The sequence below is a fragment of the Microbacterium schleiferi genome (assembly GCF_038150145.1).
GTDB classification, from domain to species: Bacteria; Actinomycetota; Actinomycetes; order Actinomycetales; family Microbacteriaceae; genus Microbacterium; species Microbacterium schleiferi_B.
Genome location: NZ_JBBWSA010000010.1, coordinates 1 through 26,611, shown reverse-complemented (window position 1 = coordinate 26,611; position 26,611 = coordinate 1). Strand labels below are relative to the sequence as shown.

Sequence of the window (26,611 nt, the reverse complement as noted above, 5' to 3'; positions counted from 1 at the left end):
GCTCGGCCCTCAGGCGTGAAGCGCCTCGTTGAGGGTCACCCCGACACCGGCGCGGCGCACTGCCTCGATCGCGCCCGTGAGTGAATTGCGGCGGAACAGGATGCCGTCGCGCCCGGAGAGCTCGGCACCCTTGACGGTCGGGTGCGTGCCGTCGGCACCGACAGGCTCGTCGGCAAGCACGATCTTCGAGCCGGCCGTCACATACAACCCTGCCTCGACGACGCAATCGTCTCCCAGCGAAATGCCGATGCCGGCGTTCGCGCCGAGGAGCGTCCGCGCGCCGATCGAGACGCGGTGGGCTCCACCGCCCGAGAGTGTGCCCATGATCGAGGCGCCACCGCCGATGTCGCTCCCGTCACCGACGATCACGCCCTGTGAAATGCGCCCCTCGACCATGCTCTGACCGAGCGTCCCAGCGTTGAAGTTCACGAAGCCTTCGTGCATCACCGTGGTGCCCGGCGACAGATAGGCGCCCAGGCGCACGCGGGAAGCGTCGGCGATGCGGACACCGGCGGGCACGACGTAATCGGTCAGGCGCGGAAACTTGTCGAGCCCCTGAACCTGGATGCCGGCGCGCTGCAGTCGCGGACGGCGCTGGTCGAGCGCCCGAGGGTCGACGGGGCCGGCATTGGTCCAGGCAACGTTCGGGAGCGCGCCGAAGATGCCGTCGAGGTTCAGATCGTTCGGAGCGACGAGTCGGTGCGATAGCGCGTGGAGGCGGAGGTAAGCATCCGGAGTACTCGAGGGTGCCGCGTCGAGATCGATCTCGACCTCGACCTGCTCGATGCTGACCCCGCGGGTGTCATCCGCGCCCACGGTCTCGGACACAAGAGCTCGCGCAGCCTCGTGAGCGTCCTGGTTATCGGACAGCGCGCCGGATTGGGGGGATGGGTACCAGGTGTCCAAGACCATGCCGTCTGCTGCGACAGTTGCCGCCCCGATGCCGCTGATCATCCGCTGTGCCGTCATCGTTCCAGGGTATCGACTCGCGCTTGCTCGGATTGTTCCTGTGATGCCTCGCCCACCGCACCACGGAAGGCCCTGGCTAGACTCGAGGGGTGCTGGACCTGACCTCGAATTCTGTCGATCTCACCCGCGCGATCTGCGACATCCCCAGCGTCTCTGGCGACGAAGGGCATCTCGCAGACCTGATCGAGGAGGCAGTGCGTGCTCTGCCCCACCTCGACGTCATCCGGGATGGCGACACGATCATCGCTCGTACGAACCTCGGAAGAGCTCGCCGGGTCGCCATCGCAGGACACATCGACACGGTGCCGATCAACCGAAACGTTCCCACCCGAACTGTCGACATCGACGGCGAAGAGTTCATCTGGGGGCGCGGCACCGTCGATATGAAGGCCGGCGTTGCCGTTCAGCTCAAGCTCGCCGCTGACCTCGTCGCGCCCAAGGCTGACATCACGTGGATCTGGTACGACCACGAGGAGGTCGCTGCAGCCCTCAACGCCCTCACTCGCATCGCCGCGACCCGTGCTGACCTGCTCGCCGCTGATTTCGCGATTCTCGGAGAACCCTCCAACGGGCAGGTCGAGGGAGGCTGCAACGGTCACATGCGCGCCATCATCAGGACCCACGGAGTGCGCTCGCACAGTGCGCGTTCGTGGATCGGTGAAAACGCCATCCACAAGGCGGCACCGATCCTCGAGCGGTTGGCTGCTTACACGGCGCGTGAGGTGCCGGTTGACGGCCTCGTGTATCGCGAGGGACTCAACGCTGTGCGCATCGCCGGCGGTGTTGCAGGAAACGTCATTCCCGACCTGTGCGAGGTCGAGGTCAACTACCGCTTTGCCCCTTCGCGCAGCGGCGCCGAGGCTGAGGTGCACGTGCGAGAGGTCTTCGAAGGTTTCGAAGTCGAGGTCATCGACATGGCCGAGGGCGCCCGGCCGGGGCTGGACGATCCCCTGGCGCGGGAGTTCGTCGCTGCCGTGGGCGGTACGGCTCAACCGAAGTACGGCTGGACGGACGTCGCCCGCTTCTCGGCCCTCGGCATCCCCGCCGTCAACTACGGCCCGGGGGACCCGCAACTCGCCCATCACGACGAAGAGCGCGTTGCCGTCGCCCAGATACGGGATGTCGAGCGCGGGCTGCGCGCGTGGCTGACCTGACGACAGCGGCTCCGGCGCAGCCCTCCCGGCGGTCGATCCCGCCGACGCTGACGATTGCGCTCATCTATCTCGCTGCGCGGGCCGTCACGTTCGGCTTTCTGATCCTGGCTGCCGCGTTATCGGCCGAGGGTACACGTTTCGGTGCGGGGGCGAGCGTTCAAGATCTCGTCGTGGGGTGGGATGCCCAGTGGTATTGGTTCCTGGCGGTCAACGGTTACCCCGCCGACCTTCCTCTCACTGACGCGGGCGCTGTCGCCGAGAATCAGTGGGCATTCATGCCGATCTACGCATACCTCGCTGCCGCCATCGCGCCGCTCGTGGGCGGTTGGTGGGGAGTCGCTGCCGTTCTGATATCCCTGGCAGCCGGGTACGGGGCAACCTACGTGCTTTACCGGATGCTACGGGGTCGGATCGGGGGAACGGCTGCTATCTGGGCCGCCACCTTCTTTGCCGCTGGGCCCATGGCGGCGCTGTTCCAGGTGGGCTACGCGGAAGCTCTCTTTCTGCTGTGGCTCTTCCTGGCGCTGTGGGCATTCACAGCGCGGCGCTTTGTGTGGGTGTACCCGCTGGTGATCCTCATGGGCTACACGCGGCCCGGCGTTCTCGCCTTCGCCCTGTTCATTGGCCTCTTCGGCATCTGGCGCTTCTTCTCACGCCGCACGGAGCCGCTTCGCAGACGTGAGGTCGTACACATCGTCGCGCTGGGGGCGCTCGCCACCGTTGTCGGATTCTCGTGGCAGATCATCGCTGCGGTGGTCACCGGGAATCCGGGTGCATACCTTGCGACAGAACTCGCGTGGCGGCGCAACTGGCTTCCGGGCGATGAGGGACACTTCCTCCCCTTCGATGCTTTTGTGCGCGGTGCTGCGTTTTGGGGAGAGGTCTGGGGGTGGGGGGCCGCCGGCGGCGTCATCCTGCTCGTGTTGATTCTGGCCGGGGCGGCCGCGGCGCTGCTGTGGGCGCCTCAGGTCCGGGCGCTGGGACCCGAGATCCGTCTATGGGCTGTCAGCTACCTCGTCTACCTGCTGGCGGTGTTCTTCCCCCAGTCGAGCATCTTTCGACTGCTGGTGCCGCTCTCGCCCCTGTGGGGTGCTTTCGCGGTCCCGCGGTCGCCCGTATGGCGCATCGGCGTGCTCATCGCGTGCCTTGCCGGACAGTGGTGGTGGATCTACAACATGTATGCCCTCGGCAACCGTTTCTGGCAGATCCCCTAAGCTTGATTGGTAGACCACGACGAAAGGGAGCCGCCATGGCAGCCATGAAGCCGCGAACCGGAGACGGACCGATGGAGGCCGTGAAGGAAGGCCGTCTCATCATCGTGCGAGTACCTCTCGAAGGCGGTGGCCGCCTTGTCGTCTCGGTGAACGACGCCGAGGCCAAGGAACTGTACGACGTGCTCGGCGGAGTTGTCGGAGCCGCGTAACGCGCGATCATCTCAACGCGAAAGCGGCCGGTCGGTGGACCGGCCGCTTTCGCGTTGTGCGTGTGGCCTTTAGACCGACGGGAGCGTCGTGAGCTGCAGGAGTCCTTCGCGCGCAGTGTTGAGCGCGCCGAGAACGGCGGGGGACTGCGCGACCTCTTGAATGAGCGAGCGGTACGCGGTCGTGACCTCGTCGCGCTTGACAGGATCGGCGACCGCGCCTCCGGCGAGGACTCGGGGGATGAGTACCGTGCCGCCGGGGCGTACCAAGCGCAGCCCGTGCTCGACATACTCGATGACGCCCTCTGGCTCCGCGTCGACCAGCACGATGTCGTACGACGCTTCGTTCATCCGCGGAAGCACCTCGGCTGCGCGGCCGGTGATGAAGCGGGCGCGCGCCGGCGGCACCTTCGCCTGCGCGAACGCTTGACGCGCCGCGCCCAGATGCTCAGGCTCGACATCGATCGTGGTGAGCGTCGCCTGCGGTGCTCCGCGCAGCAGCCAGAGCCCGGAGACCCCGCCGCCCGTACCGATCTCAACGATGTTCAGCGCTCGCCCGACGGCGGCGATCGTGGCACACTGCACGCCGACCGCGGCGCTGATCGGTTCGGCGCCGAGTTCGAGTGCGGCCTCGCGAGCGCGGGCGATCGCATCGGGTTCGACCGTGACCTCTTCGACGAATCGATTGACCGCGTGATCTCCCATGCACTGCCCTTTCTCTGAGGGGCAAGCCTACGGGCGCGCGCCCGGAATCTCGCTGAGGCGCGAGGGGTAATCTTGAGCCATGTTCAACGGGATCACGATCGAGAAGCTCTTGCTGATCGCTCTGATCGCCGGAATGATCATCGGTCCCCAGCGTCTTCCCCGCTATGCAGCAGCTCTCGGACAGTTCGTGCGCCGAGCTCGTGACTTCGCCCGCTCCGCCGGTTCTCGTGTCAAAGAGGAGATGGGCGAGGACTTCGACGACGTGGATTGGCGCACGCTCGATCCGCGCCAGTACGACCCGCGTCGCATCATCCGGGAGGCACTGCTGGATGACCCGCCGACGCCGCCCGTCAAGCCGCAGTCCGCGACGATGGCGGCGGCTGGAGCCGCTGCTGCTGGAGCGACCACGACGTCGACGAAGGCACCGCCGCTGGCGGTGGGGGAGATCCCGCCGTTCGACGCTGAAGCTACCTGACCCGCATCGGGAGGGGGCGGCCCGACAGTCCACGCCCGGATGCCAAAACCGCCTCCGCGACAGCCTCGATCGCCACTGCGGCGGGGTCAGCGGCATCCCTCACGAGGTGCACGTCGCCAGCGTCGCCGGATGCCCGAACGCCCTGACTCAGCGGGATCGAGCCGAGGAGGGGGACAGGTTCGGCATCCGTCTGCAGAGCCTGGGCGACAAGCTCTCCGCCGCCAGTGCCGAACAGATCGAGCACCGTCCCGTCGGGAAGGGTGAGCGGCGCCATGTTCTCGACGACTCCCAGTACCCGCTGACCCGTCTGGCGGGCCACGAGACCCGAGCGGATCGCAACGTCGGCGGCGGCACGCTGGGGGGTGGTCACCACGACGACCTCGGCGTGGGGCAGGAGCTGCCCGACCGAGATCGCGACATCGCCCGTTCCCGGCGGCATGTCAAGCAGCAGGATGTCGAGATCACCGAAGTGGACGTCGGTGAGGAACTGCTGCACAGTGCGGTGCAGCATCGGGCCACGCCACGCCACAGCGCCAAGCGGCTCTTGCCCTGAGCCGCGCCGCAGGAACATCCCGATCGAAATCACCTTCACCCCGTGCGCGACGGGAGGAATCATGAGGTCATCGATCCGGGTCGGTTGCGGGGGTGCCCCGTCGGGGCCGACAAGACCCAGGATGCCGGGAATCGAGAATCCGTGGACGTCGGCGTCGATGAGCCCAACCCGAAGTCCGCGCGCTGCCAGGGTCGTCGCCAGGAGCGCGGTCAGCGTCGACTTGCCAACACCGCCCTTGCCGCTCGTGACGGCGATCACGCGGGTCAGGGAATCGGGCCCGAACGGCATCGACCGGGCCGGGCGTCCACCGCGCAGCATCTCGGTGAGGCGAGCCCGCTCGTCGGCATCCATGACCCCGATCGCGATCTCCGCTGACGCCACCCCGGGGACTGACAGGGCCGCGGCGCGAACGTCGGATTCGATTCGCGCGGCGGCGGGGCATCCGGCGACGGTCAGGGCGATGTCGACCCGCGCCGCGCCTTCGTCAACCCGAGCGGCCCGAACCATCCCGAGCTCACCGATCGGGCGGCGCAGTTCCGGATCGATCACGGCTCCGACGGCGCGCGTGACCTCGTCTGCGGCAGTCACCGCGCGTCTCCGCTGGTCACACCGAACCACCCTCGCGAGGGAGAGTTGCGCCTGCGGAGGGCTCAGCCTCGGTGGGCTGCGGCTCCGCACGTTCGTCGAGCTTTCTCAGCAACGACTTCAGCTCGGCGCGCAGCGTGTCACGGGTGACGACCTCGGAGGTGACCTCGGTGAGGGCGATGCGCAGAGCGACGATCTCGCGTGCGAGGTACTCGGTGTCGGCGAGGTTCCGCTCTGCGCGCTGACGGTCCTGCTCGATCTGCACGCGGTCGCGGTCATCCTGCCGGTTCTGGGCGAGCAGGATGAGGGGAGCGGCGTAGGAGGCCTGCAGCGAGAGCATGAGCGTCAGGGCAGTGAAGCCGTTGGCGGCGGAATCGAACCGCAGGTTTTCGGGAGCTGCGGTGTTCCACGCGATCCAGGCGACGCAGAACAGTGTGAGAGCCACCAGGAACCAGGGGGTGCCCATGTTGCGGGCGATCCACTCGGTTGCTCGACCGAACCGATCCCGCGAGGGCTGAGGTGTGCGACTGCGAATCGGCATGCTCGACCGACCGCGGGGGGCGTCCAGCCCCCGGGGCGAGCGCGCCATCACAGCTTCACCGGCCCTGTCCAGGGAAACGACACCGGTCGCTGGTCGCTCGAGTGCGAGCGCCAGTCTTCAGGGAGCAGGTAGTCGAGCACATCGTCGACGCTGACGACACCGACCAGGCGGTGGACTTGGTCGACGACCGGCACCGAAACCAGGTTGTACGAGGCGAGGATGCGGGCGACCTCGGCTGCTGTTGCGGTGGCTGCCAGCGGCTCGATGGTGTCATCGATCAGGGAACCGAGCCGCTCGTGCGGCGGGTAGCGCAGCATCCGTTGGAAGTGCACGGTGCCGAGGAACCGCCCCGTCGGCGTCTCGTAGGGGGGCAGGGTGATGAACACCGACGCCGCGAGTGCCGGATGCAGCTCGTGGCGGCGGATGAGCGCGAGCGCTTCGGCGACCGTCGCTTCGGCAGAGAGCACGATCGGCTCGCTCGTCATGAGACCACCGGCGGTGTCGGGGCCGTACTTCAGGAGTTCGCGAACGTCTTCGGCTTCCTCGGGCTCCATGAGATCGAGCAGCGCCTCGCTGCGTCCTGCCGGGAGCTGTCCGAGAAGGTCGGCTGCGTCATCCGGTTCCATCGCGTCGAGGATGTCGGCGGCACGCTCGTCGCCCAACTGCTCGAGAATGTGCGCCTGGTCGTCCTCGGGCATCTCTTCGAGCGCGTCAGCGAGGCGGTCGTCGGGAAGTTCTTCGGCGACCTCGAGCAGTCGGGCGTCGGGAAGATCGAGCAGCGTGTTGGCGAGGTCGGCGGGCTTCAGCTCGCTCAGGGTCGCAACGAGCTGTTCGGCCGACGGCTCTTGCGTCGAATCGAGCTGCTCGGTGACCTCTTCCCAGCTGGCGAGCGTGGTCGGGCCCTTCGTGAACGGGGAAGCGCTGGTGCGGGGACGGCGCAGGAACAGCTGGCCGATGTCCCAGGCGCCGAGCCGGTCGCGCTCGATGGCGGCATCCTCGATGACTGCCTCGCCTGACCCGTCGCGGAAGTACACGCGGCGACCGAGGAGTTCGGCGAGGACCCGCACCTCGCCGCCGCGCTGCTGGAACCGCCGGACGTTGATGAGGCCGGTGGTGATGACCTGCCCCGGGGCGATCGAGGTGACGCGCCCGATCGAGACGAAGACGTTTCGCCGACCGGGAATCTCGACCACGAGCCCGACGACGCGCGGCGGGTCATCAGCGCGGTAGACGACCACGACATCGCGGACGCGTCCGAGCCGATCGCCGGCAGGGTCGAAGACGGCGCAGCCCGAGAGGCGCGCGACAAAGACCCGCTGCGTGTTCACCTGTCCAGCGTAGCCCCGCGCCCGGGCATGCCCTCCTGTGGTTACGAGCGGCGATTCGTGGCGACTCAGCGGATGGCAAGACCCGGCGTGGGAGGATGGACGAATGAGCATGATGGGGGGCCAGTTTGCCCGCAACCTCGAGGACGTCGGACAGACCGTCGCGACCTTCGACAAGTATGAAGCCGCCCAGAAGGCGGTGTCCAAGCTCATCGCCGAAGACATTCCCGCCCGTGAGATCACGATCGTCGGTCAAGGGTTGCGCTCAATGGAGCGGGTCACCGGTCGCCTCGGCTACGCGACTGCTGCTCGCTCGGGCGCGATCAACGGACTTCTCCTCGGCATGCTGTTTTCTGCCGTCTTCGTGCTTGGGATGCCGAACGTGCCCATCCAGGCATTCGTCGGTGTGCTGTTCGTCGGTATCGCTATCGGTATGCTGGCGAGTCTGCTGACCTTCGCCATCGTTCGCCGCCGTCGTGACTTCGCGTCTGTCATGCAGTTCGTCGCCGACCACTACGACATCGCCGTTGCCGGCAGCAGTGCAGGCCGGGCACGACAGGTCTTGGGCCCGCAGGCAGCGCCGGCGGCGCCGCGGACCCAGGTCGTCGCCCCGCCTGCGGAGCGAACCGCGACCCCGCAGGAGCCGCCGCGCTACGGTCAGCGGATCGAGGAGGTCACGCAGCCGGAAGTTCCGACCGAGTCCGCAGCGGATGCCTCATCCGATGCGAGCGCCCCCGACGCCGACCAGGACGCTGCGACCAGGGACGACGACAAGGCGTAGTCGCTCGGTTGCTGCGTCAGCGCGCGAGCCGTGCGATCCAGGCTTCGACCTCGTCGGCGGTGCGAGGGATCCCTGCCGACAGGTTCACGGGGCCCTCGGCGGTCATCAGGACGTCATCCTCGATCCGCACGCCGATCCCGCGCAGCTCTTCGGGCACCGTGAGATCGTCGATCTGGAAGTACAGCCCCGGCTCGATCGTGAACACCATTCCGGGCTGCAGGATGCCGTCGTAGTACATCTCGCGGCGCGCCTGAGCGCAGTCGTGAACATCGATGCCGAGGTGGTGGCTGGTGCCATGGACCATGTACCGGCGGTGCTGGCCGCCGGTGTCGGCAGCGAGCGCCTCGTCAGCGGTCACCGGAAGAAGGCCCCACTCCGCGGTTCGGGCAGCGATGACCCTCATCGCGGCTTCGTGGATCGAGCGGAACGTCACTCCGGGCCGGGCTGCAGCAAACGCGGCATCCGCGGCCTCCCGCACCGTCTCGTAGACCCGCCGCTGGACCTCGGTGAATGTCCCGCTCACCGGCAGGGTCCGGGTGATGTCGGCGGTGTAGAGGCTGTCGAGCTCGACGCCGGCATCGATGAGGATCAGATCTCCCGGCAGCACCGCGCCGTCGTTGCGGGTCCAGTGCAGGTAGCAGGCGTGGGGTCCGGATGCCGCGATCGTGTCGTATCCCTCGCCGTTACCGTCGCTGCGCGCACGCAGGTGGAAGACTCCCTCGACAATCCGCTCCCCGCGGGGGTGCTCGATGACTCGGGGGAGGTCGGCGACGATGTCGTCGAACCCTGCCGCGGTCACGGCAACGGCTTCGCGCATCTGGGCGATCTCATCCTCATCTTTGATCAGCCGCATCTCAGAGACCGCGCGGGTGAGGTCAACGTCGGTGTCCACGACGCGCTGCCCGTCGGCGGGGGCGAACGCGGCGATGTGGTCGGTGCGGATGCCGAGGTCTGCCGCAACACCCGCCAGCGCGGGTCGGGGTCCGATCCAGAACTCCCCGATGGATGCATCGGCGTAGAACTCTGCAGTCGTACGATCGGCCCGCTCGCGGAAGTACAGAACTGCCTCGTGTCCGCCGTCAGGAAGCGGGTCCATCACAAGGATCGCGCCGGGTTCGGCATCCGACCCCCACCCGGTCAGGTGTGCGAAAGCCGAGTGAGCCCGAAACCGGTAGTCGGTGTCGTTCGAGCGCTGCTTGAGTTCACCGGCGGGAAAGACCAGCCGCTCGCCGGGGAAGGCGGCGGACAGTGCGGCGCGGCGTCGTGCCGCGAACACGGCCCGCGACCGGGCGGGGGGGAGTGCCTCGGGGCGCTCAGCCCAGCCCGTCGAGATCGTGTCGAGGAAGCCCTGCGGAAACGGCTGCTTACGATTCGTCGTGCTGTTTTCGGTCGCCGCAGTCGTTGTCGTGGCTTCGCTGTCGCCGGTCGTGCTCATTCCCCCAGTCTCGCACGCGCGGATCTCAGGGGTCCGGGGTGGCTGGCTCCAGTTGCACCACGAGCGGCCGGTGATCGCTTCCGCTGCTGTCGACCGACGACAGCACGAGCGATCCGGTCACCGTCCACGCGCCCGTTGTCATGACGTGGTCGATGGCGGTGCCGAACAGTGGCGGCCACGCAGTGCTCCAGGTGCCGACGGCTCCTGCGCCGCTGGCGGCCGCAGCATCCCGGCAGCGTCCGAGTTCGCCGCCATCGACGCCGAGTCCGCCGAAGTGGTCGAGCGTCGCGTTGAAGTCGCCGGCCATGATGACGTTGTCAGCGGCGCACTGGTCGCCGAGCCAGCGGAGGTCGGCGCGCCAGTCCTCCATGTAGTCGGCGCGGGGCGCGACGGCGTGTGCTGCCACGACGATCGGGCCAACCCCCGAGACGGGCATCGCGACGGCGCTTGGCACCGTGGATGTCGTGCTCGTGCCCTCCACCGACGACTCGATCACGGCGTAATCGCCGAGGTCGGGCGTGATGAGGAGGGTCGTCGACCCGGCATCCCAGGGGGTCGACGGGTCCTTAGCGTGGTGTGCCCACATCGGATGTCCGAGCTCACGCATCTCGATAGCCACCTGCTCGCCCGTCTCGATGGTCGTCTCGGGAAGAGCGACGATGTCGGCATCCATCGCGACGGCCAGGCGTGCGATTTCATCGGCCGATGTCGCCGGTCCCGCGGTGTTCCAGGTCATGACGCGGATGGCGGTGTCGGTCTTCGCGGGAAGGCTCTCTGTGCCGATGCCGCGACCCAGCACGACCGCCCCGTTCGCGACGACACCGACCAGCGCGACGACCAGGACGGTGACCGCGAGCGGACGGATCGAGCGCGCGAAGGACGCGAACAGGGCGATGACGCCGACCGCCGCGAGGGCGAGCACGATCACGCCGCGGAAGGCGATGATCTGCGCGATCGGTGCGAGGCGCTCGACCCGGAAGAAGCCGGGAGTGGTGAGCACCGCGACCACGGCGATCCAGATCACCGCAACGAGGATCCCCAGAGCTCGGCGCACGTCCGCGAGCCTATGACAGCGGTCTGAGAGATAGGTACGAGCCGCGCCGCGGTGAGCTGTGCGTGCGGCGCTAGGCTCAAACGGTGGATGACGAGCGGCTCTTCGAGGGACCCGCTGACCTGCACCTGCATTCAACGCAGTCAGACGGGACCGACGCGCCGGCTGACGTCATGCGGGCGGCGCATCGTCACGGCCTGCGCATTGCAGCTTTGACAGACCACGACACCGCCGCGGGCTGGGCAGAGGCCGCGGAGGCTGCGGCCTCGCTCGGCATGATGTTCGTGCCGGGCATGGAGATGTCGGCGCGTGATGACTGGCGCAGCGTTCATGTGCTCGCCTACCTCTTCGACCCCGACGACGAGCAGCTGCGGGCGATGACCGAGCGAGTGCGGACGTCCCGGCTTGAGCGTGCCCGCATGATCTCGGATCGCATCGCGCGTGACTTCGACCTCGAGTGGGAAGACATCCTCGCGCAGACGTCCGACGGTGCCACCGTGGGTCGCCCCCACATCGCTGACGCGCTCGTCGCTCGCGGACACGTGCAGGATCGCGACGAGGCTTTCCGCGGCATCCTCAGCCCCCGGAGCCCGTACTACGTCGCGCTGTTCGCCCCCGACCCGGTCACCGCTGTCCGGCTCATCGCCGCAGCCGGGGGAGTGCCGATCCTGGCGCACCCAGCCGGGCGGGCAGGGCCGTTCCCGGCGCCGCTGGTGAACCGGATGCTGGATGCGGGGCTTGCCGGCTTCGAACTCGGCCACCGCGACAACACCGCTGCCGGCATCCGCGAGCTGGAGTCGCTGGTCGCCGAGCGCGACCTCATCGTGACCGGCTCGAGCGACTACCACGGCCTCGGCAAGCCGAATGTGCCTGGCGAGCACACGACGGACCCCGCCATGGTCGAGCGCATCCTCGCCGCCGGGCGGGGGAGCGCGCCGGTCTACCCCTAGTTCCAGGCCCCTGCGCCGGGCATAGACCTCACCGAGCTTCGCAGGATTGCGCGAAATCCGCAGTCACGGGCCGCAATCCTGCGAGGTTCGTGCAGTTCTGCGAGGTTCGGATGCCGAACCTGACGGTCACAGGCAACACACAAGCGCCCCCGCCTCGAGAAGAGACGGGGGCGCTTCGCGTGAGCGTCGGATCAGCCGAGGGCCTTGGCCTTCAGCTGGTCGTACTCGGCCTGAGAGATGGTGCCGGCGTCCAGGAGCGCCTTGGCGCGGGCGATCTCCTCGGCCGGGCTGTGCTTGGCCCCGCCGCCGGCGACCGACTGGATGTAGGCATCCTGGGCCTGCTTGATCTGCTCGGCCTCCTTCATGGAGCGCTCGCTCATGCCGCGGCCGCGCGCGATGAGGTACACCAGCGCCGTGATGAAGGGGAGGAAGAGCAGGAAGATGATCCAGACGGCCTTCCACCAACCGTTGAGCTTGTGGTCACGGAAGAGGTCGCCGATGATCGAGAACAGCACGAACAGGTACGCAACGAAGACGAAGATCCACAGGAACCACCAGATGAGGTCCCAGAACGAGCCCCAGAATCCCTGGTACTCGTATCCCGTCGTCACAGCTTCAAGAAATCGCATGACAGCCTTTCGGGGTTTTCGCGGCGCCATGCCGCAGCCATCACCTTAGCGCTGTCGGGTTTCTCGTTTCGAGAGCAACGCCCGCGTCGTTACGCGCAGATCAGGCTGCGTCGGGGCGCGGCCCCCGGCGCCGACGGCGGCGACGTGGTGTCGTGGTGCCGTCGCGGTGCTCGGCGCCGCCACCGTCGTGCGTGCCAGCGCCGTCGGCGGTGCGCGGCGGCGTCTCCGCTGAACCCTGCGACCCGCTCGGGGTCGACGCGCCTGACGAGCCGCCGCGCGAGCGGCGACGACGCGATCCAGACCGTCCGCTCGACGACCCGCTCTCCACCGTCGAGACGGTCTCGGTGCGGGGTGCGGTCACGATGCGGCCCTTCGTTCCCGCGGGGATGTCGAGGTCGGTGTAGAGGTGCGGGCTCGACGAGTAGGTCTCGGTCGGCTCCGGCTGACCGAACTCCAGCGCGCGGTTGATGAGGGCCCATTTGTGCAAGTCGTCCCAGTCGACGAAGGTCACGGCAATACCCGTGCGCCCGGCGCGGCCGGTGCGGCCCGCCCGGTGCAGATAGGTCTTCTCGTCGTCGGGGATGGTGTGGTTGATCACGTGGGTGACGTCGTCGACGTCGATGCCGCGGGCTGCGACATCCGTGGCGATCAGCACATCCTTCTTGCCGGCCTTGAACGCTGCCATTGAGCGCTCGCGGGCCTCCTGGCTCATGTCGCCATGCACCGCCACCGCCGAGAATCCGCGGTCCTGCAGCTCGTCGACGAGCTTCTGCGCTGCCCGCTTAGTGCGGGTGAAGATGACGGTCTTGCCGCGGCCCTCTGCCTGCAGGATGCGGGCAATAACTTCGTCCTTGTCGAGCGAGTGCGCGCGGTAGACGAGGTGACGGATGTTGGCCTGGGTGAGCCCCTCATCCGGGTCGGTCGCCCGGATGTGGATGGGGTTGCTCATGAAGCGCCGTGCCAGGGTCACGATCTGGCCGGGCATGGTCGCCGAGAACAGCTGCGTGTGGCGGACGGCGGGAACGCGCTGGAAGATCTTCTCGATGTCGGGAAGGAACCCGAGATCCAGCATCTTGTCGGCTTCGTCGAGCACGACTTCGGTCGCGTTCGACAGATCCAGCAGGCGCTGCCCGGCGAGGTCGATGAGTCGACCCGGAGTGCCGACGACGATCTGCGCGCCAGCCTTCAGCTGCTCGATCTGACCCTCGTAAGCCTTGCCGCCGTAGATGGCGACCACCGAGGTTGACCGGTTCTTGGTCAGCATGTCGATGTCTTCGTAGACCTGGACGGCGAGTTCCCGGGTGGGGACCACGATGAGCGCCTTCACACCGTGCTCGGGGTCCAGTCCGAGTCGCTGTACGACCGGGATGCCGAAACCGAAGGTCTTGCCGGTGCCGGTCTTTGCCTGGCCGATGATGTCCTGGCCGGGAAGGCCCAGGGGAATGGTCTGTTCCTGGATGGGAAATGCATCCACGATGCCGCGCTCGGCGAGCGCATCGACGATGTCTTGATCTACGCCGAGGTCGGCGAAAGTCGTCACGATAAAAGCCTGTCTGGCAGCCCCTGCTGCCGCTGGTGTCGGATCCACGCCCTTCACTCAGCCGCAGGCGCGGGGCTCCGGGCCTGCGCCGGAGACTGCCTCAGTCTACCGGCGAGCGCTGGATGACCCCTCGGAGCGGCCTCGCCCGGCGGGTCGCCCCGTGCTGGCCCTAGGCTGTGTGCGTGGTCGACTGGAAGTTTTGGCGAAAAAGCCGTCCGCTTGCCGCGACGCTGTCGTTGCGGTCTCGGGGCGACTTCGGTGACGCGCACCGCGTCGATTTCGAAGAGCTCGCTCCCGACATTGACGTGTTCCTCGGCCAGGCCGCATACCTGCAGCTCGGATTCTTCGAGACTTTGAGTGAGCTCATCGCCATGACGCCATCGCTGGAGAAGAAGGAAGCGCTGTCGCGAGCTGCGGGGGCGGCACTGACCAAGCATGAGGCTCTCGTTGACGTCATCCGTGATCGAGGAGATGATCCCACGGCGCTGATGCTGCCCTTCCGGGAACCGCTCGATCAGTTCCGCCGCGCCACCCACGGCGTGCGCCCGCAGGAGACTATGCTGTCGGTCCACATCATCGCCGGCATGCTTGACGACTTCTACCTTGCGCTGGCGGCCAGCTACGGAGACACCGGGCGTCGCGTCGCACGCATTCTCGGTGCGGATGCCGACCGTCAGGCGGTCGTCGAGATTCTCACCGAAACGATCGACAGCGACGACGAGTGGCGCTCATTGCTGGCGATGTGGGGACGACGCCTTGTCGGCGACACGCTGTTGGTGGCGCGTGCGGCCCTGCGGCCCAAGCAGCTTCAACTGCAGGACGAGCAGAAGGTCGAGCCGGTATTCACGCAGCTCATGGCCGCGCACTCCCGACGGATGGACGACCTCGGGCTTGCCGCGTAGTCCGCTCGGATCTGATCAGGCGACGAAGCCGACCCGGCGAGCCTCTTCGGTGCCGACCTCGACGTAGGCAAGTCCTGCCGTGGGGACGATATAGGCGTTGCCGCGCACGTCGGTGAAGGTGACGTGTGTCGCGCCGGAGTCCAGGGCCTGGCCGACGGACTGGCGCACGTCAGCGGCAGAATCGTTCGTCTCGAAGTTCAGCTCGCGACCCGAATTCGTGATGCCGATGCGAATCTCCACGTTCCTGCCTTTCTCATGCCCCCGTACGACCGGTGCCGTAGGTGCATGGCAACTCTACGACACCGGGATGTCCTCGGGGCTGGGTAGCGTCGTCGTTATGGATCGCTCGCAGGCACAGGTCGTCGCGCTGCCCGCAGATGCGAGCGGCCTGGTGGTTGGCGCAGCGGGCACGGGCAAGACATCCGCGATTCTCGAGCGTGCAGCCCGGCTCCTTCGCGAAGGCGAGGTGCTGCCCGACGACCTGCTGATCCTGACTCCAACGCGCCAGACCGCGACCGATCTGCGTGACCGCGTCACCGCCGACCTCGACATCGCAACGCCCGGCCCGTTGGCACGCTCGATCGCGTCGTTCGCCTTCCAGGTCGTGCGTTCACGCGCCGTCGCTGCGGGTGATCCGCTTCCGCAGCTTCTCACCGCTCCCGATCAGGATGCCGTCATCGCGGATCTTCTTGAGGGCGACAAGGCTGACGCCGAGGAGGGGGCGTCCCGGTGGCCGGATTCGTTGGGAACGGCAGTGAGAGGTTCCCGCGCCTTCCGGTCGGAACTCCGGGCCCTGTTCGCGCTCGCCACCGAACTGGGCCTTACGCCCGAAGACCTCGAACGTCTGGGTGCCGACCGCGCCAACGCGGTATGGGCAGCGGCGGGCTCCTTCTGGCGGGAGTACCGGTACGTGCTCTCCCGGCTGCGCCCAGCCCACCGCGACCCGGCCGAGATACTCCGTGAAGCCACCGATGCGCTGCTGCTCGGCGGCATCGCCGCTGTGCCGCGTGTTCTCATGGTCGACGATGCTCAAGAGCTCAGCTGGGGTGCGGTGGCGCTCCTGGAGGCTGCACACGTGCGAGGAGTCGCCGTGCTCGCGTTCGGGGATCCCGACGTCGGATCCGGCGCATTCCGGGGCGCCGGCCCCGAAACTTTTGCCCGGTTGACATCGAGGTTTGCCGATCGGCACGTGTTGCGGCATCCGTACCGCGCCCGTCCCGCCCTCGTGCGGGTTGCCCGCGTCGTCGCAGGATCGATCGGCACCGCGGGCGCGGTCGAGCACCGCCTTGCTCCGGATGCCGAACTTCCTGCTGCGGAGGACGCAGCCGCGGGCGCCGCCGGTGAGATCACGACAATGTGGGCGGCATCGCCGCACGAAGAGCTTGACGGGATCGCGCGGGCACTTCGCTCGTGGCATGTCGCGGAGGGCCTACCGTGGGGCGAGCTCGCCGTCATTGCGCACGACACGCGCCAGGTAGCGAGGCTGACGGCTGAGCTGGCTGCACGCGAGGTTCCGACGCGCGCAGCCAGCGCGGCACGACCGCTCGGAGAAGAACCCGCGGTGCGGGGACTGCTGCACCTGGTGCGTCTGGGGATGATGGCCCCCGCCGAGCGACCTGCCGACGAGGTGGCTGCGGCGTTGACCTCGCCCTTTGGTGGCCTCGACGCCATCGGATTGCGGCGCCTGCGTGCTGTGCTGCGGGCACAGGAATTCGAGGGGGAGAGCAGACGCGCGGCCTCCGAGCTGCTCGCCGAGGCGATGGCTGAACCTGCCGCCCTCGTTCTGATCGACACGCCGCAGGCACGCACTGCTCAGCGCCTCGCGCAGACACTTGCGCAGATCCACGCCGGCGCCGCCCGTGGCGACTCGGCGCATGAGCTGCTCTGGATGGCGTGGGACAGGTCGCAGCTGGCAGGGCCGTGGCGGGAGCGGGCGCGCCTGGGCGGGGCGGAGGGAGCTGACGCTACCCGGTCATTGGATGCCTTGGTCGCACTGTTCGCGGCGGCCAAGCGATCGGCCGAGCGCGAGGACGAAGACCCCGCCAGGTTCTTTGCTGACATCCTCGGCAGCGAGGTGCCGGAGGACTCTCTCGCAGCCGCGCAGCGCCGGGGGGTCGTCGAGATTCTGACCCCGGCGGGCTCGTTGGGTCGGGAGTTCGAGGCGGTCGTGATCGCCGGCGTCCAGGACGGCGTCTGGCCGAATACCCGGCTGCGCGGGAGCCTTCTCGATGGCTGGCGCCTCGCCGACGAGTCCGAAGTCTGGCGTCACGGCGGGACGCCGCTAGCTCTTGACGTTCTCGACCGCCGGCGCAGCGTGCTGCATGAGGAGCTGCGATTGTTCGAGCGAGCGCTCACGCGTGCTCGCGCGCGCCTCCTCGTGACCGCCGTGGACGACGAGGACCAAGCACCCAGCGCCCTGTTCTCGTACCTGCCGGAACCGCCGCCGCGCCGCTCGGACCGGCATCCGCTCACCCTCCGCGGTGCCGTTGCCAGCTTCCGCCGAACACTCATCGAGACGACAGACCCCGCTGCCGCCGAGCACGCCGCAACGCAGCTGGCCGCGCTGGCTCGGGCAGGGGTGCCCGGTGCCGACCCCGCGTCGTGGTATGGCGTGACCGCGCGCACGGGGGAGGGTGGCATCCACGATCTGAGCCGCGCACCCGTCTCGATCTCCCCGTCGCGCGTGGAGGCTTTCGAGGAGTGCGGGCTGGACTGGGCGATTCGTGAGCTCGGTGGTGACTCGCGAACCTTCTCGGCGGGCCTCGGTACGATCTTGCACGCCGCGATGGAGACCGCGCCCGACGGGACCTTCGAACTCCTCGATGCCATCGTCGAAGAGCGGTGGGGAGAGCTCGATTTCGAAGCCGACTGGCTCTCCAAACAGGAACGCCAGTGGGCGACGACCCTCACACGCCGACTGGCGAGCTACCTGCGGGAATTCGCCGCCCGCGGGGGAGAAGTGGTCGGTGCTGAAGCGCGGTTTCGTATCGCGGTCGTCGCAGGCAGCGACGGGCCGTACGTCGAGGCGATCACCGCGCCGGGGTCGCCTCCGGAGGGAACCATCGCGATCATCAGCGGATCGATCGATCGCGTCGAGCGGTGGCTCGAGGATGCCGACCCTCGCGTTGCCGTGATCGACCTCAAGACGGGGCGATCCGAGCCGCGCGTTTCGGATGACAAGGTGGCGACCGACGCGCAGTTGGCGGCCTATCAACTCGCCGTGGGAGCCGGGGCGGTGCCCGGGGCTGAGCAGGGCCAGCTCGTGGGAGCTCGACTGCTGGTGCTCTCGAAGACGCTCAAGGGCTCGGATTACCGGATGGCGCAACAGCTGCCGCTGGACGCTGACACCCGGTCCGCACTACTTCATCGCATCGTCGCGGATGCCGAGGCGATGGCTGCCGACAGCTTCACCGCGTACCCCGACGCGCATTGCAACGACGATCACTTCGCGGTGTGCCGCCTTCATACCGTCAAGCCGGTGAGTGCCCCGTGACCGCGCTCACATCAGGCGGCGCGCACCCTGCGGCCCGCCTGTCGTCACTGCAGATCGCCGAGCTTCTCGAGTTGCCCCCGCCCACCCAGCCGCAGCAGCGTGTGATCGAGGCGCCGCTGTCTCCCGTCCTCGTGGTGGCGGGCGCCGGAAGCGGCAAGACCGAAACGATGGCGGCGCGGGTCGTGTGGCTCGTGGTCAACGGCGTCGTCCGCCGCGACGAGATTCTCGGCTTGACCTTCACGCGCAAGGCCGCGGGCGAGCTTGCCGAGCGGATCGAGCGGCGGCTCGCCCGCATTGATGCTCTGACCCGCGCGGGCAGGATCGAGTCGGCGACCCAGATGGATGCCGAACACCTGCTTCTTCGCCCACGTGTGTCGACCTACAACGCGTTCGCGGACTCGCTCGTGCGCGAGCACAGCGCCAGGATCGGACGCGACCCCGATGCTGCGCTGCTGAGCCCCTCGGCATCCTGGCTGCTCGCGCGGCGCATTGTGATCTCCTCGCGCGATCCACGGCTCGCCGACCGTGAGGACCGGTTCGGCACTGTCGTCGACAGCCTGCAGCGGCTCTCCGGCGAGGTTCTGGATCACGGCGTCGACCTCGACGAGCTGGCCGCGTTCGGCGACCGTGTCGCTCGCACCATCGAGCCAGCCTGCAACCCGGCCTTGGCATCCCCCGGCGACATCGAGAAGTTCCACACGGCGATGAGCGCGCTTCCCCTCCTCGCCGGGCTTGTCCGTGACTACACGCGGGCAAAGGCTGCCCAGGGAACCGTGGACTACGCAGACCAGGTCTCGGGTGCGCTCCAGATCGTGACAGCTGCACCATCGGTTGCCGACGAGGTTCGCGGTCAGTACCGCGTTGTGCTGCTCGATGAGTATCAAGACACCTCGGTCCAGCAGACCCAACTGCTCGCCGAGTTGTTCGCCGACGGTGCCGTCATGGCGGTCGGCGACCCGCATCAGTCGATTTACGGGTGGCGGGGCGCCAGCGCAGACAACCTCGCGTCCTTCCCCGCAGCGTTCGCCCGCACCACCGCCTGCACGAACGTGGCCCTCATGACCAGCTGGCGCAACGACGCGCTCATTCTGGACGCCGCCAACGCGCTCATTGCCGACCACGGCGCTCGCGGCATCCAGATCCCGCCCCTCGAGCCTCGGCCGGGGGCGCCCGCCGGTCACGTGGGGCACGTGTATGCGAACACGATCGATGACGAAGCTGCAGAGGTCGCGGCTTTCTTCGCGCGGTTGCGCGCTGAGCATGAGGCAACACGCAGAGGGCGGGGCGGCGATGCTCATTCGGGTGCCATTCTCTTCCGCACCAAGCGCCACATGACGGTGTTCGCCGACGCGCTTGCAGAGCAGGGGATCCCACACCGCATCCTGGGTCTCGGTGGGCTGCTCTCCACTCCCGAGGTCGTTGACGTCGTCGCCGTGCTGCGCGTGTTGGACGATCCGCGTCAGGGGTCCGCGCTCATCCGCATCCTGTCGGGTCCGCGCTTCGGGGTCGGGCTGTCGGACCTGGCAGCCCTCCGCCGGCTCGCAGACACCCTTGCACGGCGCGGGGCCGATCTCACTCCGCTTGCACCGGAGGTACTCGCACGGATGCGGGACTCGGTTGGGCCCGACGAACAGGCATCGATCGTCGACGCGCTCGACAGGATCCGTTCGCTGCGACCCGACAGCGGACTGCTCTCGGATTTCAGTCCTGACGGCGTCGAGCGGCTTCGGGGCGCGTCCGGCATGTTCCACCGCCTGCGCGGCGTGGTCGGTGGTCCGATCCCCGAAGTGATCCGAGCGATTGAACGCGAGCTGCTGCTCGATATCGAACTCGCGGCGAACGAGACTCGCGGCGGGGCAGGTCTTGCTACTGCGCAGCTGAGATCGTTCCTCGACGAGATCCAGGGGTTCCTCGCCGTCGATGAGCGAGGGTCGCTCTCGAGCCTGCTCGCGTGGCTTGACCATGCCGAAGAGACTGACGAGCTCATGCCGCGCACCGAGCCGCCCGAGCCGGGCGTCGTTCAGCTGCTCACCATCCACGGTGCCAAGGGATTGGAATGGGACGCCGTCGCGGTCGTGCGGATGGTGCAGGACGAACTGCCGGCGCGGCCCCGGTCGACGCAGGGATGGATGGGGTACGGCACGCTGCCCTATCGGTTCCGCGGTGATCGTGCCGCACTTCCGGCGCTCGCGTGGGAGGGGGCGACAGACCGAAAGGCGCTACGGACTGAGATCACGCAGTTCAAGGCATCCGTCAAAGATCACCTCGCCGCTGAGGAGCGACGGCTGGCCTACGTCGCAGTGACCCGGGCGCGCAGTGATCTGCTGTTGACCGGCTCGCGGTGGGGAGGGCAGCGCGACCAGCGCGGTCCCAGCGTCTTCCTCGATGAGATCGGGGCCGCCCTGGGGTGGGAATCCACCGGCTCGACTGACGACAGCGCGAATCCCTACGAGGACCGCCGTGGGCCCGCGGTGACCTGGCCCATGGACCCGCTCGGGACACGCGCCGACCGGGTCCATCGCGCGGCGCAGCGAGTGCGACACATTCTGGATCGGTGGCAGACGGAGCGCTCCGTCGAGCCGGACATCGATCCTGAGGTTGTGCAGCTGCTGGCAGAACGCGACGAGCGTGCCGCGCTGCATCGTACCGCCAGCGAGGGACCCCGCCGGGTCGCTGCTTCACGCTTCAAGGACTTCGTCGTCGATGCCGGCGCTGCGCTTGACGATTTCGTCCGTCCCATGCCGGAACGGCCGTACCGCGCGACGACGCTCGGGACGCGCTTCCATGCCTGGGTCGAGTCCCGGTCGGGCAAGACGGGCAGCGGATCGTCCCTGGACGATGCGCTGTGGGAGCTCGACCTCGACGACGAGGGCATCGACCTCGGCAGAGACGACGCTAGCGCCGCGGAGTCGGAGGACGCGGCCCTGACCCGGCTCCAGGAGACATTCCTGCGCTCCGAATGGGCGGGGCTCGCTCCGATCGAGGTGGAAACAGAGATAGACATGTCCCTGCGCGGTGCGACGGGGGTGGAGCAGATCATCTGCAAGCTCGATGCGGTCTACCGGCGTGAGGATCGCGGCGGAAGGATCGAGATCGTCGACTGGAAGACCGGTGCCCCGCCGCGATCGGAAGCCGACCGGAGCAACCGGATGCTGCAGCTCGCGCTGTATCGCCTCGCCTATCACAAGCGCACGGGCGTGCCCCTGGACGAGATCGACGTGGTGCTCTACTACGTCGCCGACGATCTCACGATCCGGTCCGACCGCGTCTACTCGGAACCGGAGCTTGCCCACCTCTGGAACGCCGCGCGCGCCGCGCGGGCCGGCTCGTCAGCGTCAGAACCGTCCTCGGACCTGAACAGCGCCGACGAGGCTGTCGCCGGAAGGATGATGGGAGCCGTGACGAGGTCGGACGACACAGCGCTCTCACGCTCGCTCTCCAGCGCTGGCACTGACTCGTCATCCGCTGCTGACGAGTCACCTTCTGCATCGGGCGTGTCGGACGACTCGTTGATCTGAGCGTCGTCGTCGGCGGGGAGCCACATCGCGAGTTCTTCCGGATCGTACGCGTCTGTGTGCATCGACGTGTCTGCAGGCTGCGCCTCGGTACCAGCGAGCGCTGCCGACGTGTCGGGAACGCTACCCAGCACCGCCATGGCATCGTCCATACCCGACGTCGTCCGAACAACCAGATCGTCCGCACCGACGGTGTCGGCCAGCGACGAGAGCAGTGCTTCGGCGTCGGCCACGATCGCGCGATCGTCAGCGTCGTGGCCGTGCACGAGCCACGTCGCGAACTCGAGCTCTGCGTGCAGGCGAGCACGGGAGCGCAGCAGACTGTCTGGGGCTCGGCTGCTTGCGGCGACGTAGGCGTCCAGGACATCGCCGGCCGCCGCGGGTGCCGAAGCCAGCCACTGCAGGTCGACTGCCGGATCGCCGACCGCGACGGCGTGCCAATCGGCGACGCCGACCACGGTGGGAACCCCGCCCTGATCGGCGAGGAAGAAGCTGGAGGATGACGCGCCGCCAAGGACCACGGTCGGTTCGAAGCGCCAGAGGTCATCGTCGGCGATTGCTCGACGCCACCTCGACACCAGGGCGCGCGGCATCCGCTTGGTGTGCTCGGCCCGGTCAACAAGGCGCGATGCTTCGTCTCTGACCTGCTCCGCCGAACGAACGACCAAGCCCGCCTCGCGAGCCCACGACACGGGGAGGGCGTGTGTGGCGGCGAGAGCGTCGGCCAGTGCTGGGGCAACGCCGGGGCCGGCGGGGACCTCGCCGGGGTCGACGCGGTAGCCGGCGATGAAGCTTGTGATCACGGCTGTGTCGTCGGCAAGGGGCACTTCGCCCAGGAGTTCGGGTGCAGCGTACGGCAGCAAGGCGCGCACGCCGGGCGTGAGCGCCCGCAGAGCCCGTGCGTCGGCGCGGAGGTCGTCAGCAGCCTCGGCGTCCGTTGCCACACGGATGACGACCTGGGCGCCGGTGTCGAGGGTCGCTTGCACGGCATCCACGCGGCCCGTCGAGTTCTCGGTCAGCGGGGCCACGGCGACGATGTCGGCATCCGGCGCGACGGCTGAGACCGCCGCGGCTAGAGTGAACAGGGTGCGCGCCATGTGCCCAGGGTAGGTCTGGCAAGCGCCGCAGCCGTCGCGCCACGCCCTTGAGGGAGGTCCTCGTTCTCATGCGCTCCTTCGCCGTCCCGCCACTGGCCCGCGGCGGGTTCGACCGAGCTGAGCACCGCAGAACGGCGATCGGATCCGCGCCGGATGACGCAGCTCTCGTGCTTCCGGTGCACCGCGACAACGCTCCGGTGATCGCTCGCGATGGAGATGCGCCGGCCTTGCAGTGGTGGCCGAGCGCCGACCCCGCCCTGGCGGGAGCCGACGGCGAGTACGCGTTCCTCGGTGCCGGACCCGATGGCACCGACCGCTGGGTTCTCGCCCTCCGCGAGGTTCCGTCGGGGCTGGATGACGGGGTCTCCTGGGCGTCGCTGCGCGTCATCGGGGGGGAGCTCGGCGACGCCGACGGCGGGGCTTTCGTTGCGGCAGTGAGTCTTGGGCGCTGGCTGCTTGATTCGGCGCACTGTCCCCGCTGCGGGTCGATGAGCACGCTGCAGTCCGGCGGCTGGTCGCGGCGCTGCCCCTCGTGCGAGCAGGACCTCTTTCCCCGCACTGATCCCGCCGTCATCGTCGCTGTCACCGACCCTGCCGGCACCCGGCTGTTGCTCGGGTCCCACGTTGCCTGGGGAATGGGGAGGTTCTCGTGCTTTGCCGGGTTCGTCGAGGCCGGCGAATCCCTCGAGGCGGCGGTCACCCGAGAGATTCTCGAGGAGGCTGGCGTCCGCATCGAGGACATGACCTACGTTGCATCCCAGGCATGGCCCTACCCGCGCTCGCTCATGGTCGGCTTCAGCGCAGTCACCAGCACCGAGATCCCCGTCGCCGATGGCGAGGAGATCATCGAGGTCCGCTGGTTCGATCGCGTTGAGATCGGGGCCGCACTGGCGCGCGAGTCGGATGTGCAGCTTCCCGGGCCCAGTTCCATCGCGCGCACCCTCATCGAGCAGTGGTATCGGTCGGCGCAGCAGTGAACGCGCTCGACGGTCTTGACGAGCAGCAGCGGGAGGCGGTGACAGCGCTGCGCGGGCCGGTGTGCGTGCTCGCCGGCGCCGGCACCGGCAAGACACGCGTGATTACCCGGCGGATCGCGCACGGCGTCGACACTGGAGCGTACTCGCCGGGTCGTGTCATGGCGCTCACGTTCACCAGCAAGGCCGCTGGTGAGTTGCGAGGCAGGCTCCGGATGCTGGGCGTCGACGGGGTGGCGGCCCGTACCTTCCACAGCGCAGCCTTGGCCCAGCTCAACTACTTCTGGCCCACGCTTGCCGGCGATCGGCCGCCGGCGATCATCGACAACAAGGTGCGGGTGCTCGCGCACGCTGCCGACGGCATCGGCCTAGAACTGGACACGCCGACGCTGCGCGACGTCGCCGCCGACATCGAGTGGCGCAAGGTCACGATGCGCACGATCGACGAGTACGCGCGCATTCGAGCGGGCGCCACCGTCGGAAGGCTGCCGGTCTCGACGGCAGCTGAGCTTCACCGGGCCTACGAGGCACTCAAGGACGAGCGTCGACAGATGGATTTTGAGGACGTGCTCCTGGCGTGCGCCGGGATGCTTGAGAGCGAGGCCCACGTGGTGGCCGCCGTCCGCGAACAGTACCGGCACTTCACCGTCGACGAGTATCAGGACGTGTCTCCGCTCCAGCAGCACCTGCTCGAGCTATGGGTGGGGGAGCGGCGCGATCTCTGCGTGGTCGGTGACGCGAGCCAGACCATCTATTCGTTCGCCGGCGCAGACCCGAGATTTCTCATCGAGTTTCCACGGCGGTGGGACGACGCCCGCGTTGTCGAACTGCACCGCAACTATCGTTCGGATGCCGCGGTGCTGGCCGTGGCCAACGATCTCATGCGAGAACGCCCGGGGGCCGTGCACCTGACGGCGGCGGCGGCGAAGACAGCACCGTCGTCCCCGCCGACCGTGTCGACCTATCGGGACGAGGCCGACGAAGCGCGGGGCGTGGCCCTGCGCATCGCTGAGCAGCTGCGGGCGGGCGCGGATCCGGCATCCATCGCCGTCCTCTACCGCACCGGAGCGCAGTCTGCGGAGATCGCGGCGGCGCTGGCCGACGCCGGGATCGCGACAACGGTGCTGGGCGGTCGCCGATTCTTCGACCTTCCCGAGGTGCGCCAAGCGGTGCTGGCGCTGCGCGGCGCGTCGGTCGCACCGTTGGAGCGAGGCTTCATCGACGCCGTCCGCGACATCCTCCGATCCCTGGGCATGACCGACCAAGCGCCTCCCGCGGGCGGAGCCGTGCGTGAATCGTGGGAAGCGCGCGCGGCGATCCTGCGGCTTGCCGAAGAGGCACCGGCCGGAACGACCATGCGTTCGTTCACCGACGAGCTCATGTCCCGCGCCCGGGCGCAGGACGAACCGACCCTTCGTGCCGTCACGCTCGCGACCCTGCACGCAGCCAAGGGCCTGGAGTGGGACCACGTGTACCTCGTCGGTCTTGCCGAAGGGTTGCTGCCGATCGCATACGCCACGCACTTCGACCAGATCGACGAAGAGCGGCGCCTTGCCTACGTCGGCATCACGCGGGCACGGCGATCCCTGTCGCTGTCGTGGTCAGCGGGATCGCGGGGGCGCTCGCCGTCGCGTTTTCTGCAGGAGATCCGCACGAGCACTCGGGATGCTGCTCCCACCGCCGGCGCTCGGCGCCGTCAGTGAGCGTCAGACGCAGACTGAGCCCGCTACGTCCCGCCAGCAGCAGCCTTCCCGTGTGAAGTGCTGCTTCGGCGGCGAGGGATGCCGGACCCGCCGGATCGCCGCGTCCGACCAATTGCGCCGCCACCAGCGGCCATGCTGGATCCCGGTCGCGTTCGTGAGCTGCTACGCAGACCAAGCACGCGCTCTGGCCCGGCAGGACGAGCGGGCCGACATCTGCCTCACCAGCTCCCAGGACGATCCCGATGTGCGGGATGTCCTCGCGCATCCAGGTCGCAGCTCGCCGAGGATGCAGGCCGTGCGCCGCAATCATCACGACTGCATCCTGCTCCCGCGACGTGTCCAGCGATGCGTCGATCCCGAGGTCCTGCAGTCCGTCGCGGAAGCGCGTTCCATACCGGGCCGCAGGATCATCGACGACCTCCACTCCGACGCGCAAGGCGGTCCCGCTGCTGACGATGACGGGCCTCAGTCGGCCGAGCAGCGCTTCCACGTCGGCAGCCGCGACTCCCAAGGATCGGGCGAGCGCGCTCACGCCGACCTCCGGGATGCCTTTGCCCAGCTCACGGATCACCTGAAGTTGCCAGAGTGCCGGGTCGTCGAGTCGCACGCGATCACTCCTGCCGAACTGAAGCATCGTCGGGGTTCGCCACAGGGGCGGGTAGGCGGGGTCGATGCGTAGCATGTCCCGATTGTCCGGGGCGGGTGGGCAGCGGCGGTGGCGCTGTCCACAGAAATTTCCCGGCGCGGCAACGAGCGCTCCTGGGGAGGAGCGGTTGACGCGCGGGCGCAGAACGCGCCCTCTTGCGGGCCTAGA

21 protein-coding genes are annotated in these 26,611 nt (G+C 68.3%); 11 read left to right on the top strand and 10 right to left on the bottom strand.

Annotated elements, in window-relative coordinates; all coding sequences use genetic code 11:
• Positions 1-9: 9 nt before the first annotated feature.
• Positions 10-969: a 2,3,4,5-tetrahydropyridine-2,6-dicarboxylate N-succinyltransferase gene (gene dapD / locus AADH62_RS11895; RefSeq protein WP_341579644.1), complete on the bottom strand. Its 960-nt coding sequence runs from the start codon at positions 967-969 to the stop codon at positions 10-12.
• 89 nt (positions 970-1,058) lie between these two features.
• Between dapD and dapE the strand changes: the two genes are divergently transcribed.
• Genes dapE through AADH62_RS11880 form a run of 3 tightly spaced genes read left to right on the top strand, consistent with a single transcriptional unit; the run spans position 1,059 to position 3,546 of the window.
• Positions 1,059-2,123: a succinyl-diaminopimelate desuccinylase gene (gene dapE, locus AADH62_RS11890; RefSeq protein ID WP_341579643.1), complete on the top strand. Its 1,065-nt coding sequence runs from the start codon at positions 1,059-1,061 to the stop codon at positions 2,121-2,123.
• Positions 2,111-3,337, top strand: coding sequence for a hypothetical protein (locus AADH62_RS11885; protein WP_341579642.1), 1,227 nt, complete (start codon positions 2,111-2,113; stop codon positions 3,335-3,337). The genes dapE and AADH62_RS11885 overlap by 13 nt, the downstream gene beginning before the upstream one ends.
• Before the next feature lie 35 nt (positions 3,338-3,372).
• Entirely contained in the window at positions 3,373-3,546 is a 174-nt protein-coding gene (locus AADH62_RS11880; RefSeq protein ID WP_076490128.1) for a DUF3117 domain-containing protein, read from the top strand.
• A gap of 69 nt (positions 3,547-3,615) precedes the next feature.
• On the opposite strand, the gene AADH62_RS11875 is transcribed toward AADH62_RS11880, so the two are convergent.
• Positions 3,616-4,248, bottom strand: coding sequence for an O-methyltransferase (locus tag AADH62_RS11875; RefSeq protein WP_292727213.1), 633 nt, complete (start codon positions 4,246-4,248; stop codon positions 3,616-3,618).
• A gap of 79 nt (positions 4,249-4,327) precedes the next feature.
• Here AADH62_RS11875 and AADH62_RS11870 point away from each other — a divergent pair, with 79 nt between their 5' ends.
• Positions 4,328-4,723 carry a Sec-independent protein translocase TatB gene (locus tag AADH62_RS11870; protein ID WP_341579641.1) on the top strand — a complete coding sequence of 132 codons (396 nt, stop codon included), beginning with the start codon at positions 4,328-4,330 and terminating at the stop codon, positions 4,721-4,723.
• Here the strand turns inward: AADH62_RS11870 and AADH62_RS11865 are convergent.
• Genes AADH62_RS11865 through AADH62_RS11855 form a run of 3 tightly spaced genes read right to left on the bottom strand, consistent with a single transcriptional unit; the run spans position 4,716 to position 7,730 of the window.
• Positions 4,716-5,864: a P-loop NTPase gene (locus tag AADH62_RS11865; protein ID WP_341579640.1), complete on the bottom strand. Its 1,149-nt coding sequence runs from the start codon at positions 5,862-5,864 to the stop codon at positions 4,716-4,718. The genes AADH62_RS11870 and AADH62_RS11865 overlap by 8 nt on opposite strands.
• A 16-nt stretch (positions 5,865-5,880) precedes the next feature.
• Positions 5,881-6,450 (bottom strand): DUF1003 domain-containing protein, encoded by a 570-nt coding sequence (locus tag AADH62_RS11860; RefSeq protein ID WP_341579639.1) that lies wholly within the window; start codon positions 6,448-6,450, stop codon positions 5,881-5,883.
• Positions 6,450-7,730 carry a magnesium transporter MgtE N-terminal domain-containing protein gene (locus AADH62_RS11855; protein ID WP_341579638.1) on the bottom strand — a complete coding sequence of 427 codons (1,281 nt, stop codon included), beginning with the start codon at positions 7,728-7,730 and terminating at the stop codon, positions 6,450-6,452. The genes AADH62_RS11860 and AADH62_RS11855 overlap by 1 nt, the downstream gene beginning before the upstream one ends.
• A gap of 103 nt (positions 7,731-7,833) precedes the next feature.
• On the opposite strand from AADH62_RS11855, the gene AADH62_RS11850 reads away from it, so the two are divergent.
• A complete protein-coding gene (locus AADH62_RS11850) occupies positions 7,834-8,508 on the top strand; it encodes a general stress protein (protein ID WP_341579637.1) in 675 nt (224 codons plus the stop codon).
• A gap of 16 nt (positions 8,509-8,524) precedes the next feature.
• Here the strand turns inward: AADH62_RS11850 and AADH62_RS11845 are convergent, their stop codons facing one another.
• Both AADH62_RS11845 and AADH62_RS11840 read right to left on the bottom strand, forming a co-directional pair.
• Entirely contained in the window at positions 8,525-9,943 is a 1,419-nt protein-coding gene (locus AADH62_RS11845) for an aminopeptidase P family protein (RefSeq protein WP_341579636.1), read from the bottom strand.
• A gap of 25 nt (positions 9,944-9,968) precedes the next feature.
• A complete protein-coding gene (locus tag AADH62_RS11840) occupies positions 9,969-10,997 on the bottom strand; it encodes an endonuclease/exonuclease/phosphatase family protein (RefSeq protein ID WP_341579635.1) in 1,029 nt (342 codons plus the stop codon).
• 83 nt (positions 10,998-11,080) lie between these two features.
• On the opposite strand from AADH62_RS11840, the gene AADH62_RS11835 reads away from it, so the two are divergent.
• Positions 11,081-11,944, top strand: coding sequence for a PHP domain-containing protein (locus tag AADH62_RS11835; protein WP_341579634.1), 864 nt, complete (start codon positions 11,081-11,083; stop codon positions 11,942-11,944).
• A gap of 191 nt (positions 11,945-12,135) precedes the next feature.
• On the opposite strand, the gene AADH62_RS11830 is transcribed toward AADH62_RS11835, so the two are convergent.
• Both AADH62_RS11830 and AADH62_RS11825 read right to left on the bottom strand, forming a co-directional pair.
• The gene (locus AADH62_RS11830; RefSeq protein ID WP_341579633.1) at positions 12,136-12,573 is read right to left on the bottom strand and encodes an SHOCT domain-containing protein; all 438 of its coding nucleotides are present in this window, start codon (positions 12,571-12,573) and stop codon (positions 12,136-12,138) included.
• A 100-nt stretch (positions 12,574-12,673) separates the two neighbouring features.
• Entirely contained in the window at positions 12,674-14,113 is a 1,440-nt protein-coding gene (locus AADH62_RS11825) for a DEAD/DEAH box helicase (RefSeq protein WP_341579632.1), read from the bottom strand.
• A gap of 182 nt (positions 14,114-14,295) precedes the next feature.
• On the opposite strand from AADH62_RS11825, the gene AADH62_RS11820 reads away from it, so the two are divergent.
• The gene (locus AADH62_RS11820; RefSeq protein ID WP_341579631.1) at positions 14,296-15,015 is read left to right on the top strand and encodes a ferritin-like fold-containing protein; all 720 of its coding nucleotides are present in this window, start codon (positions 14,296-14,298) and stop codon (positions 15,013-15,015) included.
• A gap of 15 nt (positions 15,016-15,030) precedes the next feature.
• Here the strand turns inward: AADH62_RS11820 and AADH62_RS11815 are convergent, their stop codons facing one another.
• A complete protein-coding gene (locus tag AADH62_RS11815) occupies positions 15,031-15,255 on the bottom strand; it encodes a DUF3107 domain-containing protein (protein ID WP_341579630.1) in 225 nt (74 codons plus the stop codon).
• Between the two features lie 97 nt (positions 15,256-15,352).
• Here AADH62_RS11815 and AADH62_RS11810 point away from each other — a divergent pair, with 97 nt between their 5' ends.
• The 4 genes from AADH62_RS11810 (at position 15,353) to AADH62_RS11795 (ending at position 25,797) form a co-directional block, all read left to right on the top strand.
• A complete protein-coding gene (locus AADH62_RS11810) occupies positions 15,353-18,508 on the top strand; it encodes an ATP-dependent DNA helicase (protein ID WP_341579629.1) in 3,156 nt (1,051 codons plus the stop codon).
• Complete coding sequence (locus AADH62_RS11805; protein ID WP_341579628.1) at positions 18,505-22,026, top strand: ATP-dependent DNA helicase; 3,522 nt, start codon at positions 18,505-18,507, stop codon at positions 22,024-22,026. Before AADH62_RS11810 ends, AADH62_RS11805 begins: the two co-directional genes overlap by 4 nt.
• Before the next feature lie 1,162 nt (positions 22,027-23,188).
• Positions 23,189-24,097: an NAD(+) diphosphatase gene (gene nudC / locus AADH62_RS11800; RefSeq protein WP_341579627.1), complete on the top strand. Its 909-nt coding sequence runs from the start codon at positions 23,189-23,191 to the stop codon at positions 24,095-24,097.
• Positions 24,073-25,797, top strand: coding sequence for an ATP-dependent helicase (locus AADH62_RS11795; protein ID WP_341579626.1), 1,725 nt, complete (start codon positions 24,073-24,075; stop codon positions 25,795-25,797). Before nudC ends, AADH62_RS11795 begins: the two co-directional genes overlap by 25 nt.
• Positions 25,798-26,611 lie beyond the last annotated feature (814 nt).

What these genes read in the sequence shown, in the direction of transcription:
- dapD (WP_341579644.1), bottom strand. Translation starts at nt 969, where the DNA reads ATGACGGCACAGCGGATGATCAGCGGCATCGGGGCGGCAACTGTCGCA.
- AADH62_RS11880 (WP_076490128.1), top strand. Translation starts at nt 3,373, where the DNA reads ATGGCAGCCATGAAGCCGCGAACCGGAGACGGACCGATGGAGGCCGTG.
- AADH62_RS11875 (WP_292727213.1), bottom strand. Translation starts at nt 4,248, where the DNA reads ATGGGAGATCACGCGGTCAATCGATTCGTCGAAGAGGTCACGGTCGAA.
- AADH62_RS11870 (WP_341579641.1), top strand. Translation starts at nt 4,328, where the DNA reads ATGTTCAACGGGATCACGATCGAGAAGCTCTTGCTGATCGCTCTGATC.
- AADH62_RS11860 (WP_341579639.1), bottom strand. Translation starts at nt 6,450, where the DNA reads ATGGCGCGCTCGCCCCGGGGGCTGGACGCCCCCCGCGGTCGGTCGAGC.
- AADH62_RS11850 (WP_341579637.1), top strand. Translation starts at nt 7,834, where the DNA reads ATGAGCATGATGGGGGGCCAGTTTGCCCGCAACCTCGAGGACGTCGGA.
- AADH62_RS11845 (WP_341579636.1), bottom strand. Translation starts at nt 9,943, where the DNA reads ATGAGCACGACCGGCGACAGCGAAGCCACGACAACGACTGCGGCGACC.
- AADH62_RS11830 (WP_341579633.1), bottom strand. Translation starts at nt 12,573, where the DNA reads ATGCGATTTCTTGAAGCTGTGACGACGGGATACGAGTACCAGGGATTC.
- AADH62_RS11810 (WP_341579629.1), top strand. Translation starts at nt 15,353, where the DNA reads ATGGATCGCTCGCAGGCACAGGTCGTCGCGCTGCCCGCAGATGCGAGC.
- nudC (WP_341579627.1), top strand. Translation starts at nt 23,189, where the DNA reads ATGCGCTCCTTCGCCGTCCCGCCACTGGCCCGCGGCGGGTTCGACCGA.